The organism is Candidatus Thiodictyon syntrophicum, assembly GCF_002813775.1.
GTDB lineage: Bacteria > Pseudomonadota > Gammaproteobacteria > Chromatiales > Chromatiaceae > Thiodictyon > Thiodictyon syntrophicum.
The window spans coordinates 1,892,469-1,909,086 of sequence record NZ_CP020370.1 but is presented as its reverse complement, the minus strand read 5'-3'; the positions used below and the strand labels follow the sequence as shown (position 1 = coordinate 1,909,086).

11 protein-coding genes and 1 CRISPR repeat array (1 of these 12 running past the window's edge) are annotated in these 16,618 nt (G+C 63.8%); of the genes, 10 read left to right on the top strand and 1 reads right to left on the bottom strand.

Features of this window, described 5'->3' with window-relative positions:
- The first annotated feature begins 83 nt into the window (after positions 1 to 83).
- Entirely contained in the window at positions 84 to 1,055 is a 972-nt protein-coding gene (locus tag THSYN_RS08165; protein WP_100918695.1) for a helix-turn-helix transcriptional regulator, read from the top strand.
- A 518-nt stretch (positions 1,056 to 1,573) separates the two neighbouring features.
- Here the strand turns inward: THSYN_RS08165 and THSYN_RS08160 are convergent.
- Positions 1,574 to 1,789, bottom strand: coding sequence for a hypothetical protein (locus tag THSYN_RS08160; protein ID WP_100918694.1), 216 nt, complete (start codon positions 1,787 to 1,789; stop codon positions 1,574 to 1,576).
- Between the two features lie 309 nt (positions 1,790 to 2,098).
- On the opposite strand from THSYN_RS08160, the gene THSYN_RS08155 reads away from it, so the two are divergent.
- The 9 genes from THSYN_RS08155 (at position 2,099) to cas2 (ending at position 14,561) form a co-directional block, all read left to right on the top strand.
- Entirely contained in the window at positions 2,099 to 2,353 is a 255-nt protein-coding gene (locus THSYN_RS08155; RefSeq protein WP_100918693.1) for a DUF6364 family protein, read from the top strand.
- A 289-nt stretch (positions 2,354 to 2,642) separates the two neighbouring features.
- Positions 2,643 to 3,059 (top strand): type II toxin-antitoxin system VapC family toxin, encoded by a 417-nt coding sequence (locus tag THSYN_RS08150; RefSeq protein ID WP_100918692.1) that lies wholly within the window; start codon positions 2,643 to 2,645, stop codon positions 3,057 to 3,059.
- A gap of 199 nt (positions 3,060 to 3,258) precedes the next feature.
- The gene (locus THSYN_RS08145) at positions 3,259 to 4,101 is read left to right on the top strand and encodes a Fic family protein (protein WP_100918691.1); all 843 of its coding nucleotides are present in this window, start codon (positions 3,259 to 3,261) and stop codon (positions 4,099 to 4,101) included.
- Entirely contained in the window at positions 4,098 to 6,956 is a 2,859-nt protein-coding gene (gene cas3g / locus THSYN_RS08140; RefSeq protein ID WP_100918690.1) for a type I-G CRISPR-associated helicase/endonuclease Cas3g, read from the top strand. The genes THSYN_RS08145 and cas3g overlap by 4 nt, the downstream gene beginning before the upstream one ends.
- Complete coding sequence (cas8g2, locus tag THSYN_RS08135; protein WP_157817524.1) at positions 6,953 to 7,888, top strand: type I-G CRISPR-associated protein Cas8g2; 936 nt, start codon at positions 6,953 to 6,955, stop codon at positions 7,886 to 7,888. The genes cas3g and cas8g2 overlap by 4 nt, the downstream gene beginning before the upstream one ends.
- The gene (gene cas7g, locus THSYN_RS08130; RefSeq protein WP_100918688.1) at positions 7,885 to 9,024 is read left to right on the top strand and encodes a type I-G CRISPR-associated RAMP protein Csb1/Cas7g; all 1,140 of its coding nucleotides are present in this window, start codon (positions 7,885 to 7,887) and stop codon (positions 9,022 to 9,024) included. The genes cas8g2 and cas7g overlap by 4 nt, the downstream gene beginning before the upstream one ends.
- Positions 9,025 to 9,026: 2 nt before the next feature.
- The gene (gene csb2 / locus THSYN_RS08125) at positions 9,027 to 11,225 is read left to right on the top strand and encodes a type I-G CRISPR-associated protein Csb2 (RefSeq protein WP_100918687.1); all 2,199 of its coding nucleotides are present in this window, start codon (positions 9,027 to 9,029) and stop codon (positions 11,223 to 11,225) included.
- Between the two features lie 853 nt (positions 11,226 to 12,078).
- Entirely contained in the window at positions 12,079 to 13,830 is a 1,752-nt protein-coding gene (locus tag THSYN_RS08120; protein WP_100918686.1) for a CRISPR-associated endonuclease Cas4/Cas1, read from the top strand.
- A 437-nt stretch (positions 13,831 to 14,267) separates the two neighbouring features.
- Positions 14,268 to 14,561, top strand: a complete 294-nt coding sequence (cas2, locus tag THSYN_RS08115; protein ID WP_100918685.1) for a CRISPR-associated endonuclease Cas2 — start codon at positions 14,268 to 14,270, stop codon at positions 14,559 to 14,561.
- A gap of 200 nt (positions 14,562 to 14,761) precedes the next feature.
- A CRISPR array of direct repeats spans positions 14,762 to 16,618; the repeat unit is 36 nt; unit sequence GTTTCCGCGGCGAATTCGCCGCGGCCTCATTGAAGC; it runs 8,823 nt beyond the window's last position.

Below are 16,618 nucleotides of genomic sequence, written 5' to 3'. Positions count from 1 at the left end.
GGAGTACAACACCTGAACCTTGTCGGCGCCCGCCCAGGCGCCATCGAGGTCTTCCCAAGGCCGGCCGAAAACGGGTGCCCCCCATGGACAAAGTCGAACGCCTCTACCACCTCGACCGCCTGCTGGCAGGCCGCCGCACCGCCCTGCCCCTGGCCGCCATCATGGCCGAACTCCAGTGCTCCGAATCCTCCGCCCGCCGCACCATCGACGCGCTGCGCGAGCACTACCAGGCCCCCCTCATCTACGACCGGCCCGCCCAGGGCTGGCGCTACGACACCCGGCACGGCGAGCACCCCGTCCAACTCCCCGGCCTCTGGTTCAGCGACACCGAACTGCACGCGCTCCTCAGCGCCCACGAGATCCTGGGCGCCATTCCGCCCGGCCTGCTCCGGAACGACCTCGCCCCCCTCACCGCACGCATCCACGCCATCCTCGCCCGCCGCGGTCTGGCACCCGACCAACTCGCCCGGCGCATCCGCCTCATCCCCATCGGCGCCCGCCCCTTGAGCCCCCGCGGCTTCGGCGTCATCGCCACCGCCCTGCTCCAGCGCCGCCGCCTGCGCATCCACTACCGCGCCCGCACCAGCCCCCACAGCGGCACCCGCGAGGTCTCCCCCGAGCGCCTCACCTGGTACCGCAACAACTGGTATCTGGACGCCTGGTGCCACCAGGCCGACGGCTACCGCCGCTTCGCCTGCGAATGCATCACCGACCCCCAGGCGCTCGCCACCCCCGCCGAAGACTGCGGCGAGGCCGAACTCGACGCCTACTTCGCCGGCGCCTACGGCATCTTCGCCGGCCCCGCCCCCCACACCGCCGTCCTGCGCTTCAGCCCCGCGCGCGCCCGCTGGGTCGCCGACGAGCAATGGCACCCCGACCAGCAGGGCCAACGCCTCCCCGACGGCCACTACGAACTGCGCCTACCCTACGGCACCGCCACCGAACTGCTCATGGACATCCTGCGCCACGGCCCCGAGGTCCAGATCCTGAGCCCCCCCGAACTCATTGATGCCGCCCGCGACCTCCTCGCCCGCACCCTCGCCCAGTACGACTGACCGCGCCGGCGCCGCAGCCCCTGTGGGAGCGGCTTCAGCCGCGACGAAACCTCGCGCCCCACCGCGGCCTCGTCGCGGCTGAAGCCGCTCCCACAGCGACGCTGCGCGACCGCAACGGACAGTCGCCACCCCTGGCAGCGCAACCGGCCAGCCAATCGCCAGCCCCGCCGCGGCGCGACCTGCCACCAGCCCAGGGCAAGGCCCTCACTGCCATTAAGTCAAGCCGCAACGGCTACTGGGAGCGCCGCACCCCAGTGCGGCGCGGCCCCTCCCGAACCCACACCGGCGGGGCTATCTGCGAGATCGCGCCGCACTGGGGTGCGGCGCTCCCAGGCTGGGCCGGACTGCAAGCGAGGCTCAACTTAATGGTAGTGGGGCAAGGCCCTGGATAACCGGCCGGTGAACAGGCAAGCCCTGAAGGGGCCTGACAAGGCGCCGACAGCAAACCGTCCCTGACGCCAACACCCCCAGGTCCACCACCAACAGCTCGACCAAGGGCGACCTGTCCGGACCCAGGATCACCCCCGATCCGCGAGCAACAACTCGCTCAACAACGGCTCCCCCGGCGGTCCCGCCGGCAGCGGGTTGGCGACCGGCTCCAACCGCTCCCCGTTGCCCGGGCGCACCCACGGCAGGGCGCGCAGCCGCAGGATCAGGTCGGCCTGCGTCTCGGCCCCCGCGGCGTCGGCGTCCCCGCTCATGCGCACGCGCAGGCGCCCGCGGGAGGCCACCACGAGGGCCTCCCCCGCCGGAGATACCCCGACAGTCCTTCTTTCAGTGCGCATTCCCCAAGGCCCATCGCCATCCCCCGAACCAGCCGTAACGCCCGAAGTATGACCAGGGGCCGGGCGCCGATGCAACCGAGTCCAATGGACTAGCAGGAACACAATTGTGATCAGACCCATGCGCAGCCCCCCGGCCGATGCCTGTCGATCGGCCTTCAGGCCGACCGCCCCTGCGCCACCCACTGCCCTGAGGGCCGCCCTGAACCGACAGGAAAGACGTATACTTATTGACCTGCAGGTACGTCACCGGAAACCACCATGGCAACCAAGCTGACACTACGCATCGACGAGGACCTAATCGCCCACGCCAAGTCCTACGGCCGCGCCCAGGGCAAGTCAGTCTCCCGGCTCGTCGCCGACTACTTCGCCGGCCTCCCGGAACAAGAGGCCCCGCGGGAAGCCACTCGCGACACCCCAGCGACACCCTTGGTCGACTCACTGCGCGGGGTCCTCAAGGGAACGAGACTGGGCCGTGAAGACTATCTCCGGCACTTGGAGCGGAAGCATAGGTAGACAAGTTCAGTTATAAGTAAGGGAAGAGTTGACGCGCGAATCCCCAAGCGCTAATCTCTACCACGACAGCGTAGGGGGCGGATGCCCGGCGGGCCTCATTGAAGCTAAGTCAGGGATTTAAGGCGATGTTCTCAAGACGTTTTGTCTCCGGGGCTCAGCCCCGGCCTCTTTGGACCATCCCAAGGGCGCCCGCCCTCTACTCCCTATCAGGGTCCGGCGAAGGCTGGCTGGCGGGACTTGGGATTCGCCAAGGACCCGAAACGCAGAAAGACATTGCGAGAGGATTAGGATGCGGGCCATCTACGACCTCAACGTTCTGCTGGACGTGCTCCTCGACCGGAAACCCCACGCAGCGGCATCCACCAGCGCACTGCGGCTGGCCGAGATCGGCGCGGTCGAGGGCTATCTCTGTGCGGCCGGCGTCGACACCCTTGCTTACCTCCTGCGCAAGGACACAGACACCGACGGCGTCATGCGCCACCTCACCACACTGCGCCGCATCCTGCGCATCGCCGACGTGACCGAGTCCGTCATCGACTCCGCACTGCGATTGGACTGGCCCGACCTCGAAGACGCCATCGTCCACGAAAGCGCCCGCCTATGCGGCATCGAAGCGATCGTCACCCGCAACGGCAGCGACTTTACGCGCGCCGCGATACCCATCTACACCCCGGCCAAGTTCGCGCAAGCCGTGGCCGGCAACTGAATCTTGAGTTCCGCCTGCCACCTGGTCAGGTTCTGACAAGGTGACCGTCGCATACTCTCGCCTGGCCCCCGGGAAACGCCCGTCGGCGGTCGACCGGGACGCGGGCCAACCGCGGACACCTACCGCCGCGCAGCGCAACTCAGTACGATCGGCACTAAAGCCGCGGCAAGCGGCAGGACTGGAGCAGCGGGAAAGAGCGATGGAACCCGAAACCTGGACCGACCGCATCAACGCCTGGCGCGCCGCCCCCGGTGCTGCGCGGGCGCGCGTCCGCTGGGAACGCATCCCGCGCAACGTGGCGCAGTCCATGGCGTTCGAGCGCGAAGCGGTACCATTGCGTGCCCTGGAAAAATGGCAGGCCGCCCAAGGCGGCCCGGACCCCGCGCGGTCCAACGAATCGCTGCCCAACCCAAGCGACCGCCCAAGCGCCGTTGCCCGCCAAGTCCTCACCCTGGAACGACGGATCGAGCAGGCACGATTCGACGCCCACCCCCTCGACGACCAACTGGTGCGCGACCTGCACCGCACCATCTGCGAACCCGTCGCCCCGCACCTCGCCGGCTGGCGCCGCATCGCAGTCGCCGTCGGCGGCCACATCGCCCCCGACTGGCCGCTGGTCCCCACCCTTATGCGCGACTACGGCCGCGACCTTGCGGCACGCATCGCCGCCCACGGGTTAGCGCCCACCGAGCGACTCATCGAAACACTCGCCTTCGCCGAAGGCCGGTTGCTCGCCATCCACCCCTTCGCCGATTACAACGGCCGCGTCACGCGGGTGTTCCTGCGGCTGCTGCTGCGGCGGCTGGAATTTCCGCCGGTGCGGTTGGCGGCGGGTGAGGACGAACGCGGTGAGTACCTCGCGGCGCTGGGTGCGGCGGATCGCAGTGATTGGACTGCGTTGATGGGCATTTGGACGCGGCGGATCGCAGATGCAGCGACGACATGCGAAGATATAGCGTCGCCTAGGAACTCTGCGCCAAGCCGACCGGCACCTTTCGGACATGAAGCAAGTCTGACGCCATGGAGTAATTGCCCCAGATGACTTTCCAAGCCAACTTCACCGCCCTTGCCGGATTCCCGCCGATGTCCTGGCAAGTCCGGCTTTTTCACGACTGGCTGGCGCGCGGTACGCTGCCGTCCGGCGTCGATATTCCCACGGGCCTCGGCAAGACCACGATCATGGCCTTGTGGCTGATCGCCCGCGCCCAGGGCGCCCGGCTGCCGCGACGCCTCGTTTATGTGGTCGACCGCCGTGCCGTAGTCGATCAAGCCACCAGCTTCGCGGAGACCCTTCGGGCTAATCTTGACGCTGAAGCCAAAGGACTTAAGGGGTCGCTGGGATTGGATGGCCGTTCCCTTCCCATTTCGACACTACGCGGCGCCCACATCGACAATCGCGAGTGGCTGGATGACCCAAGCGCTACCGCGATCATCGTCGGAACCGTCGATATGATCGGCTCGCGTCTGATGTTTGAAGGTTTCGGGGTATCACGCAAGATGCGTCCGTACCATGCCGGGCTGCTCGGCGCCGACGCTCTCGTAATCCTCGACGAGGCACATCTGGTCCCGCCCTTTGAAAAACTCCTGGAGAGCATCGAGACCAATCCAAGCCAATACGCGCCGATCGACGAAGCCCATAGGGCACTGATCCCTCGCTTCAAACTCGTCTCGCTATCTGCCACCGGACGGGAACGCCTGGGTGACGTCTTCTCCCTCCAGGAGAGCGATCTGGAAGAGCCCCATCTTGCAACGCCCATCACCCTGACGCGCCTCAATGCAACGAAGCGAGTAACGCTTCGTCCCGCCGGAGAAAAAGACCTCCCAGAACGTCTCGCGGCTGAGGCATGGCAGATCTCACGCAGCACTCAGGAGCACATCCGTTGCATCATTTATTGCAACAAGCGCGAGACGGCGAAAGCAACCAAGGCCGCCCTCGATAGACTCGTCAGCGATCTGAGGAAGAAAGACCCCGGTCATAGCCGTATCGACACCGAGCTATTTGTCGGCGCCCGACGCAACTGCGAGCGCGAGAAAGCGGCGAAGAGGCTTGCGAATCTGGGTTTCATAGCAGCCCCAGCGGGTAATCGCAACGGCACGGCATTTCTCGTCGCAACCTCCGCCGGCGAAGTGGGCGTCGACCTGGACGCCGATCATATGGTCTGCGACCTCGTGGCCTGGGAGCGTATGGTCCAGAGGCTCGGGCGGGTGAATCGACGTGGCTTGGGCGATGCTACCGTCATCGTACTAGACCCGATCCCAGCGAAGGAAAAGAAGGCGGATACCCCCGCCCCTGCTGACCTCCGGGCCATCAAACAGCACGAAGCCCTGCTAGCCCTACTTCACTCCTTACCCAAATATGAAGACGGCTCGGCAGATGGAAGTCCCAACGCACTAAGGGCACTGAAACGATGTGAAAACCTGCGGCTCTTGATTTCTGAGGCGACCTCGGCTGCTCCCCTACGGCCAGCCCTCACTCGCGCGCTCGTCGATGCCTGGTCTATGACCTCGCTCAAGGAGCATACGGGACGGCCGGACATCGACCCCTGGCTCAGAGGCTGGGTCGAGGACAGGCCAAATACGGCGATCATTTGGCGGCGGTATCTTCCGATCCGGGCCAGTGAGCACCCGGTCGCGCCATCTGAGATTGAGGATTTTTTTGAAGCAGCGCCTCCTCACGCCAGCGAGATCCTCGAGACGGAAACCTGGCAAGTCGTCGATTGGCTTATGAGCGTGGCGGCGAAACGGAGCGGAAAGGCGAAGAACCTCGCAGACAACGATGGTTCTCTCGATGGCGAACTTGACACTGTCCACCAAGGTGACGAGCGAGCAAGTCTCCCCGCAGCCGCCCTGCGCAGCGACGAGGTGATCGCCATAGCACTTTCCCCAGCAGGAGACCTTCGGCAACGATATGGCCTTAAAGACCTCATTTCCGGGGACAAGAAGATTGAAACATCAATCCGGGATCGCCTTAATCGATCGCTCGCGGGCGCGACCCTCGTGGTCGACGCCCGCCTTGGCGGGCTTACCAGCGACGGCCTGCTAAGTGAGCACGACACCACTGATTCCCCAAATACGGCTGACGGTGCCGACAACTGGATGGCATTGCTCGAGAACACGCCGACCGCCAAAAAGGTCCAATCTGTCGAGTCGCCCCTTATCCGCTTCAGGCTCCGCAGCGTAGCGGCTACCAACCCTGTCGTATCAGAAGACAATAGCCATTGGCGGGAGCGCCTCCGCTTTTCGGCTGAGCGGTCCGACGAAGGCGAGACGCTGCGCTGGCTGGTGGTCGATAAGTGGCGCTACGATGCAGCCAATGAACACGACCGGTCCGTCGGTCCATCGCAGAGCCTTGAGGCGCATCGCAGCGCCGCGGCCGCGAAGGCGCGGGAAATCGCCAGTCGCATTGGCCTACCCAGGCTCGAAGCGCAGGCCCTTGAGATTGCGACCCGTCTGCATGACGAGGGTAAACGTGCCGAACACTGGCAGCGTGCTTTCAATGCCCCGCGCCAAGGCGGCCCCTATGCGAAGACCGAGGGACCCTGTAATATCAGGCTCTTAAACGGCTATCGCCATGAGTTCGGATCGCTACGATACGCTGAAGCCGACCCTGAAGTGCAAACTCTACCTGCTGATCTGCAGGAGTTAATCCTGCACCTGATCGCAGCGCACCATGGACAGGCTCGTCCGCTCATACGAACGAGCGGGTGCGATGATGGACCACCATCCACGCTCAAAGCGCACGCTTGCAAGGTTGCTCTGCGTTTCGCCCGGCTGCAAAAGCGCTGGGGACCGTGGGGACTTGCTTGGTGGGAGTCACTGCTGCGCGCGGCCGACCAACAGGCGTCGCGGGATAATGATTGCCCGATGAAAGACATAACCAGGGAGAGCCCCAAGTGACCGAATCGTCTATCCCAGTCGATCTCCGCAATCCCGGGCAGGTTCTCGCCTGTTTAGGCTTCCTCGAAGCAGCAGAGCTGTATTGTGGTAACGCCGAGGGCTGGTTCAACTGGCTTGACGCCACCGACACACGCTTCTGCCTTCGCACAGACGTAGAAGCGAATCCGTTTGCTTTAGTTCTTGACGCTATCACTGCGTCCGACATTACATGCTATGCACCCTGCGGATATTCTGAAGCCGATGAACCGGGAGATGCGGAAACGTACGGCATACCTGGAGAGTTGCTCGCGCGACCATCGATCCTACTATCTGATTCTTTTCCATCTGGTAAAGGAAACCCTATGGAACTGCCGATCATTTTGAAGGCAGCCAAACAGCCGGCGCTTGAACTTTCACATTGGACCGACGGTTCAAGCCGGGAAACGTTCAAGTTGTATTCTGGTAACCGCTCGGCCTTTGGAATAGCCAAATCCATGCTGTCGGGAACCCGGCACAAGCCAAAGAGGGGTCAATCCATTGGCGACGTCAAGACAAAGGGCGTTTCTCAGCTTTGGCTGGAGCAGCGAACTGCACTGTTGGAACGTCCCTTTGATGTTGTGACCCCAATGGGCGGGAGTTTCAACCTTGACCCGAGGGGGGCGTGGACGGCCATTGATGCCGGGTACTCTCCCAATGCGCAGAAACATCAAGTGGCAGCGTCTCCAATTGTTGAACTTTTCGCAGCTATCGGCTTGGAGCACGCAAGGCCGTACGTGTATGGAGTTCGCAAGGTTCAGTATCTGGTGTGGGGCTGCCCCCTCCCAGCAATGATGGCAAGACCAGCGATGTCTGGCGCCATCCCAGTTTTGCCGCATAGGCGCTTCGGATTTGAGCTTGCCCTTTCCGGCAAGAACAAAGTCGTAACGTTTTCAGAAGAGGAGATCGTACCGTGAGCGAAAGCACCACCCTGACCGACCAGTCCATCAACAGTTGGGCGGACGACATTAAGGGCCCTGTCGCCTTGCACCTAAAGCAGAAACTGTTGTCCGTCGAAGGAGACGGCGGCGTTATCTTTCCACCCACCTATGCGGACATCGGCTACAACATTGATATTCTCGCTGACGGGACGCGGGTCGCGACTATCGACAGCGTTGGGTCCCAAGCCAATCGGTTAGAGCCAATCTTCAAGGCAAGCGACGCCGATGAGACAGAAAACCCACTCGCCAGCCTGGTTCCACAGATCAGAATCGGCTACGGAAGTGCGAAATTCGTTTCGATTCTTGACATCGGGCATCGGCTCGGCGACGCACTCATTCGTTCATCAAACCTTAAGGATAGGGCGAACGCAGCCTTCCTGAGTTTCCTCGAGACTGGCGATGCGACCGGCATCGCTACACTAGCGCCCACATCACTGGTGTTCGGAGTCTGGGATTCGCGCGATACCCAAGCGAAACTACCGCGGATACTTCAGTCGATAATCCGCGCCTGGGATGTCGATGAGCTTAAGCGCTCGGCGCAGTACAATCCCCCGATAGATTATTCCGCACTCGACGTATTTAGTGAAGAGGACAAGGTAAAGCAAGAAGGGGATGCAAAGAGCCCTCTTGCCAAGCGTGGGTTCGTTCACGTTCCGGCGGGCCGAGCTCTCGGTGGAGTTCTAGTCCGCGGTGCAATTGAGCGGCACATAACGATCAACCTAATTGCACTTCGTCGTCTCAAGGGAACGGAGGAGAACACGAGGAGTCTTAGACGCTACATTTTAGGCTTGGCCTTGGTCGCTGCCACTGAGCCTCTCGACGGCTTTCTTCGGCAGGGTTGCCTCCTTACACCTGATCCATCAGTTCCAGCAAAATGGGAAGCTGTCGGCCGCGACGGCGCCCGTCTCCCGGTGAAGTTGGATCAGACTGCCGCCCTTAGGTACGCTCAGAGCATTCGTAATAGTATTCAACTCTGTTCGGATGAAAAATTTCTCTTTTCTAAGGATTTAGCACACGCAGATCTTCAGGATGTGTTAGCCCAAAGCGGGGCCAAGAGCGTCAAGAAAAGGAGTGGGAAAGGCGCTCCCGACGGGGCCACGACAGAGGGGTAGCCATGGTTCAAGCACTCTTGATATCAGTTCGCTTCCTGGACGGACGTTTCCATGGCGTTGGTGAATGGCCGCCAGCTCCGGCACGTCTTTTTCAGGCCCTGATTTGCGGCGGAGCTCGCGGCGGGACTCTGCCAGAGGACGCTCGGGCTGCGCTAGCATGGCTCGAGCGTCTAACGGTTCCAGTGATTGCCGCACAGAAGGGAACGAGAGGACAGCGCTACACGATGTTTGTTCCAAACAACGACCTTGATAGCGTGGATGGTGATCCCCGGGACATTGGGAAAATCCGAGCAGGTAAGCTTGTTCACCCGTGGCTCTTTGACGCTGCAATGCCATTTTTTTATGGCTGGCTGTACGACGCAGACGACGACCAGGCATCTAACGCAAACGTCATCTGTAACCTCGCGGGCGAAGTCTACCAGTTTGGCTGGGGCGTGGATGTAGCCTGGGCTTCGGGCGAGGTGATCGACGAACCCGATCTGACCGATCGGCTCGCACGATATCAGGGCACTCTATTTCGGCCAACGGCCAGCGGTCAAGGCACTTTTCTCGATTGCCCGGCAATTGGTTCACTTGCCAGTCTCGAAGCACGCTTCGCCGCCGGGCGGCAGCGTTTCACTTGTCAACAGGAGGGAAAGAAGACGAACGTCCTTTTCTCTCAGGCCCCAAAGGCACATTTTCGTTCGGTCGCATACGATAGCCCACCTTCCCGGTGGCTCTTTGAACTCAGGTCGATGACAGCGGATGCGTCCTTCGCTCCCTGGCCACAGGAGCACGCGGCTGCGCTAGTGGTTCAGTTGCGAGATGCTGCAAATCAGCGGCTTGCGGATAGCCTACCAGATCGCGCTGCGCTGATCGAGCGGGTACTGATTGGTCGGAGCGCGAGCGAAGCCGACAAGGGTTCGCGGGTCCGTATCGTCCCGCTACCTTCTATCGGTCACGTCCACGCCGATCGGGGCATCCGTCGCGTCTTGGTAGAAGTCCCGACCGGTTGCGAGATCGGGGCCGAAGACATCGCTTGGGCCTTTTCCGGGCTTCAGGTCAGCCTGTCTTTCGATGTGGAAAGCGGGGAGATACTGGAGGAAACGCGGCTCACCCGAGCACTGGATTTGAGCATGCTGGACCACTTCGGGGTCGCGTCGGATGAACCTAACCGCCTCTGGCGGACGGTGACACCCGCCGCGCTTCCTGAACGCGCGGCACGGCGCCGAATCGAACCAGGCAGCCTGCGCGAAGAGGCGAAGGGCGGAGAAGAGAGACTGCAAGAGCATGGACGGGCCTCGACGGCCGTGCTCCAGGCGCTACGGCACGCCGGAATCAGGGCCAAAGTCGCCTCGATCCGTCTCCAACGCGAGCCTTTCGCCGCCAAGGGTGCACGCGCCGAGGCATTTTCTCCCGGTACCCGCTTTGCGAAGGAGCGTTTATGGCATGTGGAAGTCCAGTTCATCGATCCGGTCGAGGGACCTCTGATCATCGGCGATGGGCGTTACCTGGGTCTTGGGTTAATGGAGCCGGTTCGGCGGGCAACGGAGGCATTCTCATTTTCGATCGTCGATGGGTTGGCGTTGCATGTCAATCCGGAAGAAGTGGCCCGAGCACTGCGGCGAGCAGTCATGTCCCGTGTGCAGGAGCGACTGGATAGAGGCGCTCGACTGCCGGCATTCTTCTGCGGGCATACCCCCAGCGGTGAACCGTTGCGCGAGGGGAACCATGCACATCTTGCCTTCGCTGCGGACCTTCGGCGAAGTCGGCTACTCGTTCTGGCACCGCACCTAATCGAGGCCCGCGCCCCGACTCGTCAAGAGCGAGGTTACCTGGAGACACTAGACGCCGCTCTTGAAGGGCTTACGGATTTGCGCGCCGGAGCGGCCGGACGACTCTTGCTGGAGCCGCTTCCGGTCATGCCCGACGAAGATCGCCTGTTCGCCCCGTCACAGCACTGGGAGAGTGTGACGGACTATCGCCCGACGCGCCATGCCAAGCGGGTCGGGCCAGCCGATGCACTCGTGATTGACGTGTTGGCCGAAATGCGGCGTCAAGGCAGGCCCGAGCCGGACGTCGAGGTCCTGGAGGTGCGAGACGGACAACGAGGTGGATTCGCTGGTCGGCTTCGACTTCGATTCAAGATTGCGCAAGCCGGGCCGATTCTCATCGGCCGGTCACGGCATTTCGGGGGCGGGCTGTTTCGGTCGGTCGGTTGAGCGCTTCGCGGAATCCTCGCCTACCGCGCGGTCGCTGGTCCGCACAACGGACCCTACGGGCTCGCGGCCAAGCCCCGGGCTCGTTGCGTGGAGCGCGCATCGCTGACGCGAATGACAATCAAGGCCCGGGTAACGCGATTCATCACCGCGCGCTCCGGCCGGGTGCAAGGCCATGCCGTCGAGTCTAAAGTGAAAGTCGCGCAGCGATGCGGTGGGAGCGGCGTCAGCCGCGACGGGCCGAGTGTTGAACGCGGCGGCCTTGATCGTCGTTCCGGCCGCAGGGGACAGGAGGTCGAGGCTTTAGCCGGTCGACGGCGCGTCAGCGCGCCCCGGGTCCGGCTAAAGCCTCGACCTCCGGTGTGAGACCTCGGGGCAGCGGCCGAAACGATGATCAAGGCCAAGGCGGCGGTGGTCTGCGCCGCGGTGCCGCATCGCGGCCGGAGGCCACTCCCACTAAGGCATTGCATATTCCGGGGTGCCGGACAAGCCTTCATGGCCGTTAGCCGGGCCGGCTGCCAGACCCGGATAGGCCCCGTAGGATGGGTAGAGCGCAGCGAAACCCATCGATTGCGCGGCCTTGGTCATCATTCCGGCCACCGGGCTCACCGCGAGGCCGTTGGTCCGCACAGCGGACCCTACGGAGCGCGGGCTTACCGTAGGGTCCGCTGTGCGGACGGATCGCTGCTGGGCGGAGTGATGATCAAGGCCGATTGCGCCGTTGCACCGGACCGACCGCCAGGCAGAGCGGCACCCCGGCGCCCTGATACGACAACAGATTCATCGTAGCCGCGGTCCGCCACCGCGGCCCCCACCGGCGGCCACCCGCCGCCATCCATGACAGACGGAGTCGACCATGGCCCATGAAGAGCACGCCGAGCAACTGGATCTGGAACTTCCCTTCCCCGAAATGGTGCGGGATGTCCCGCTCCTGCCTGCCCGCATGATCAACGAATACTGCTACTGCCCCCGGCTCGCCTACCTGGAATGGGTGCAGGGGGAGTGGGAGGACTCCAGCGACACGGTCGAGGGCCGGCACATCCACCGCCGGGTCGACAAACCCGGCGGCAAGCTGCCCACCGCCGCGGCGCTTGCCAAGCCCAAGGCGGCGGCGGACGAGGGCGAGACCATGGAGAAGATCCACGCCCGCTCGATCACCCTCTCCTCCAGCCGACTGGGCCTCATCGCCCGGCTCGACCTGCTCGAGGGCGAGGGACTGCGCGTCACCCCGGTCGACTACAAACGCGGCAAACGCCCCCACGTCCCGCACGGCGCCTATGACCCGGAGCGGGTGCAACTGTGTGTCCAGGGAATGATCCTGGCCGAACACGGCTACCAGTGCGAGGGCGGTGTGCTGTACTTCGCCGCCAGCCGTGAGCGGGTCAACGTGCCATTCACCGACGAACTGCGCCAACTCACCAGAAAGGCCATCGACGGCCTGCGCTTCGTCGCCGCCGGCGGGACCATCCCGGCCCCGCTGGAGGACAGCCCCAAGTGCCCGCACTGCTCCCTGGTCGGCATCTGCCTGCCCGACGAGATCAGCTTCTTCCGCGGCGCCGACATCGCCCCCCGCCCGCTGGTCGTCGGGCTCGACAGTTCCCTGCCGGTCTATGTCCAGGCCTTCCACGCCAAGGTCGCCAAGGCCGGCGAATGTCTGGAGATCTTCATCGACGACGACAAGGTCCAGACGGTCCGCCTCATCGACTGCTCCCAACTCGCCGTCTTCGGCAACGTCTACGTCACCACCCCGGCCCTGAATGAACTGATGTCGCGCGGCATCACCATCAGTTGGCACAGTCACGGCGGCTGGTTCCTGGGCCACACGATCGGCACCGGCCACAAGAACATCGAACTGCGCCGCGCCCAGTTCCGCGCCGCCGACGACCACGGCTTTTGCCTGCGCCTCGCCAAAGGACTGATCGACGCCAAGATCCGCAACGCCCGCACCCTGCTGCGCCGCAACTGGAAGACCGGCGAGGCCCCCGCGGAACTGCTGGAGGCCATGAGCGGCGACACCCGCCGCCTCACCCGCGCGCCCGACCTGGAAACCCTGCTCGGGGTGGAGGGCAGCGCCGCCGCCCGCTACTTCGGCAACTTCAGCAACCTCATCAAAAACACCGGCGACGAGGAAGGCTTCACCTTCGACTTCAAGACCCGCACCCGCCGCCCGCCGACCGACCCGGTCAACGCCATGCTCTCCTACGCCTACGCGCTGCTCGTGCGCACCTGGGTCGTCACCCTCTCCGCCGTCGGCCTCGACCCCTACCTGGGCTTCTACCACCAGCCCCGCTACGGCCGCCCCGCCCTCGCACTCGACCTGATGGAACCCTTCCGGCCGCTGATCGCCGACTCCACCGTCATCCAGGCCATCAACAACGGCGAGGTCCGACCCACCGACTTCGTCCAGGCCGGCGGCAGCGTCAACCTCACCAACGACGGGCGCAAACGCTTCATCGGCACCTTCGAGCGCCGCATGGCGCTCGAGATCACCCACCCCCTGTTCGGGTACCGCGTCAGCTACCGGCGCCTGCTCGAACTCCAGGCCCGCCTGCTCGCCCGTCACCTGCTCGGAGAACTACCGGAATACCCGAACTTCACCCCGCGCTGACCCAGTGTCGGCAACACCGGTCGCCGTGTCGCCCCCCGGGAAGCGTCAAGCCCCCCGGGGGGAGCGGATTCAGCCGCGACGAGCCAAGCGCGCCGCAACCTGGTACCGCACGATGGAAATACTCAAACCCTTGACCGCACCACGACCGTAGGGTGCGCCGTGCGCACCATGGCGCCAACCGAAACCCTGGCCGCGGCAATCAACCGGAGCCTCTCAAGGTGCGCACGGCGCACCCTACGCCAATGGTCCGAGCAACTGCGTCAGGTGGTACCAGTCCCGGCGAGCATCAAAGGACCCCCACGGGAACGCCCCCGTCCGGTACTCCCACAGCGCCAAGGCCGCCCCCCAACACCCAAGCCAGCGAGCCAACGCCCGAACCCTTACGAACCAACCGTCTTCTTGCACGCCACCCCAACCCAGTCGCCCAGGAGGCCCCCATGGACCAACGTCTCTACATCGTCGCCTACGACATCTCCGACCAGGGCCGCTGGCGCCGCATTTTCAAACTCATGAAAGGCTACGGCGAGTGGGTCCAACTCTCCGTCTTCCAGTGTCGGCTCACCGCCCGGCAACATGCCGAACTGATCGCCCTCCTGGACGGCATCATCAACCACGACGAAGACCACATCGTCTTGCTCGACCTGGGCGTCGCTGATAATGTCATCCCCCGGGTCGTCAGCCTTGGCAAAGCCGAGTTCGTCACCATCGAACACGAAGCCGTGATCGTCTGACCCCGCCGTCGCCCCGCGAGCGCTCCAGTGGTGCGCCAAACCCCGGGAGCGCTCGCAAAAATCCGCTCTTTAAAAATCAGCAAACTGGGTTACAATTATGCTGCCATGCATGATGACCCGAATGCCAGACCGGCCTCCGCGCGGGGAGCCCTCGCAAAGCGCCCCGCCGCCCGCGCCAGCCGCGGGCTCCAGCGCGGGCCGTTTCCGCGGCGAATTCGCCGCGGCCTCATTGAAGCTTGAGCGACTATGAAGGAGGAGAACCCGAGGACGGCCGTTTCCGCGGCGAATTCGCCGCGGCCTCATTGAAGCCATCTAGGAACCGGGTGCCTGGGAGGTTGCCCCCTCGTTTCCGCGGCGAATTCGCCGCGGCCTCATTGAAGCCCTGGCTGGCCCTGGAACAGGGGCGCCCCGTCCTGCTGGTTTCCGCGGCGAATTCGCCGCGGCCTCATTGAAGCGGGCTCCTGGCGTGGGCGGCGGCTTATCTGCGCTACAGTTTCCGCGGCGAATTCGCCGCGGCCTCATTGAAGCAACCAGTCCCCATTGGTTATGTATATGTCTTGCATGAGTTTCCGCGGCGAATTCGCCGCGGCCTCATTGAAGCCCCCACGGAGCAGCGACATGAGCATCAAAGCCGATCCGTTTCCGCGGCGAATTCGCCGCGGCCTCATTGAAGCTTGTTCGATCCGGGTCGCGGTGATGACGGGGTGGGTCGTTTCCGCGGCGAATTCGCCGCGGCCTCATTGAAGCCGCGCCGCCACCATCGCGGCCCTGCCGGACCCGGAGTTTCCGCGGCGAATTCGCCGCGGCCTCATTGAAGCGAGGCCACCGACGAGGCCAGCGACAGCCACGCCGACGTTTCCGCGGCGAATTCGCCGCGGCCTCATTGAAGCGAGCAGCAGCGCCGCGGCGCTCAGCCCGCTGCGACTGTTTCCGCGGCGAATTCGCCGCGGCCTCATTGAAGCCCGATACAGGACTTGGGCAACTACACGGCGGCGGACGTTTCCGCGGCGAATTCGCCGCGGCCTCATTGAAGCCCACCAGAGCAGGTCCGCCGCCGTGTAGGGGCCTAAGGTTTCCGCGGCGAATTCGCCGCGGCCTCATTGAAGCCTGCCATACTTCCACCTGCTACTTTCTCGGCCGGTTCGTTTCCGCGGCGAATTCGCCGCGGCCTCATTGAAGCCGTCATCAGGGCAAACAGATCCCATTCCGCTTCGGTGGTTTCCGCGGCGAATTCGCCGCGGCCTCATTGAAGCCAGCAGCAGCGCCGCGGCGCTCAGCCCGCTGCGACTGTTTCCGCGGCGAATTCGCCGCGGCCTCATTGAAGCCAGATAGGCCCCCACGCGGTCGGCCACGGCCGGGTCGTTTCCGCGGCGAATTCGCCGCGGCCTCATTGAAGCAATCGGCAGTTCGGTGCTGCCGACCTTCAGGCGCACGGTTTCCGCGGCGAATTCGCCGCGGCCTCATTGAAGCAGACCCAGGGCTTAGTCGGCTGGCTGGAAAAGGCGATGTTTCCGCGGCGAATTCGCCGCGGCCTCATTGAAGCTATTTCAGCCTGGGTATAGAACAGTATCTTCTTAGCGTCGTTTCCGCGGCGAATTCGCCGCGGCCTCATTGAAGCGCGGCGGGAGTGATACGGGTAAAGCTTCCCGTAAGGTTGTTTCCGCGGCGAATTCGCCGCGGCCTCATTGAAGCGTTGGACTCAGCGGGGGCACTAGAAGCTTGGAGCAAGGTTTCCGCGGCGAATTCGCCGCGGCCTCATTGAAGCTCTGCGCTAAAAGCGGACCCGCGCGTATTGTCGCGTATGTTTCCGCGGCGAATTCGCCGCGGCCTCATTGAAGCGGAGATCTGCCGATGTTATCCACCCGCGTTCAAACCGTTTCCGCGGCGAATTCGCCGCGGCCTCATTGAAGCGTCCTGACAGACATTTCCGTTTGCATTCGCCATCAACGTTTCCGCGGCGAATTCGCCGCGGCCTCATTGAAGCGACTTCGACTGGGGACACCTGCCAGACCCCTAACGGCGTTTCCGCGGCGAATTCGCCGCGGCCTCATTGAAGC

Excerpts from the sequence above, each read along its gene's own strand:
- THSYN_RS08165 (WP_100918695.1), top strand. The coding sequence starts at position 84 with ATGGACAAAGTCGAACGCCTCTACCACCTCGACCGCCTGCTGGCAGGC.
- THSYN_RS08155 (WP_100918693.1), top strand. The coding sequence starts at position 2,099 with ATGGCAACCAAGCTGACACTACGCATCGACGAGGACCTAATCGCCCAC.
- THSYN_RS08150 (WP_100918692.1), top strand. The coding sequence starts at position 2,643 with ATGCGGGCCATCTACGACCTCAACGTTCTGCTGGACGTGCTCCTCGAC.
- THSYN_RS08145 (WP_100918691.1), top strand. The coding sequence starts at position 3,259 with ATGGAACCCGAAACCTGGACCGACCGCATCAACGCCTGGCGCGCCGCC.
- cas3g (WP_100918690.1), top strand. The coding sequence starts at position 4,098 with ATGACTTTCCAAGCCAACTTCACCGCCCTTGCCGGATTCCCGCCGATG.
- csb2 (WP_100918687.1), top strand. The coding sequence starts at position 9,027 with ATGGTTCAAGCACTCTTGATATCAGTTCGCTTCCTGGACGGACGTTTC.
- THSYN_RS08120 (WP_100918686.1), top strand. The coding sequence starts at position 12,079 with ATGGCCCATGAAGAGCACGCCGAGCAACTGGATCTGGAACTTCCCTTC.
- cas2 (WP_100918685.1), top strand. The coding sequence starts at position 14,268 with ATGGACCAACGTCTCTACATCGTCGCCTACGACATCTCCGACCAGGGC.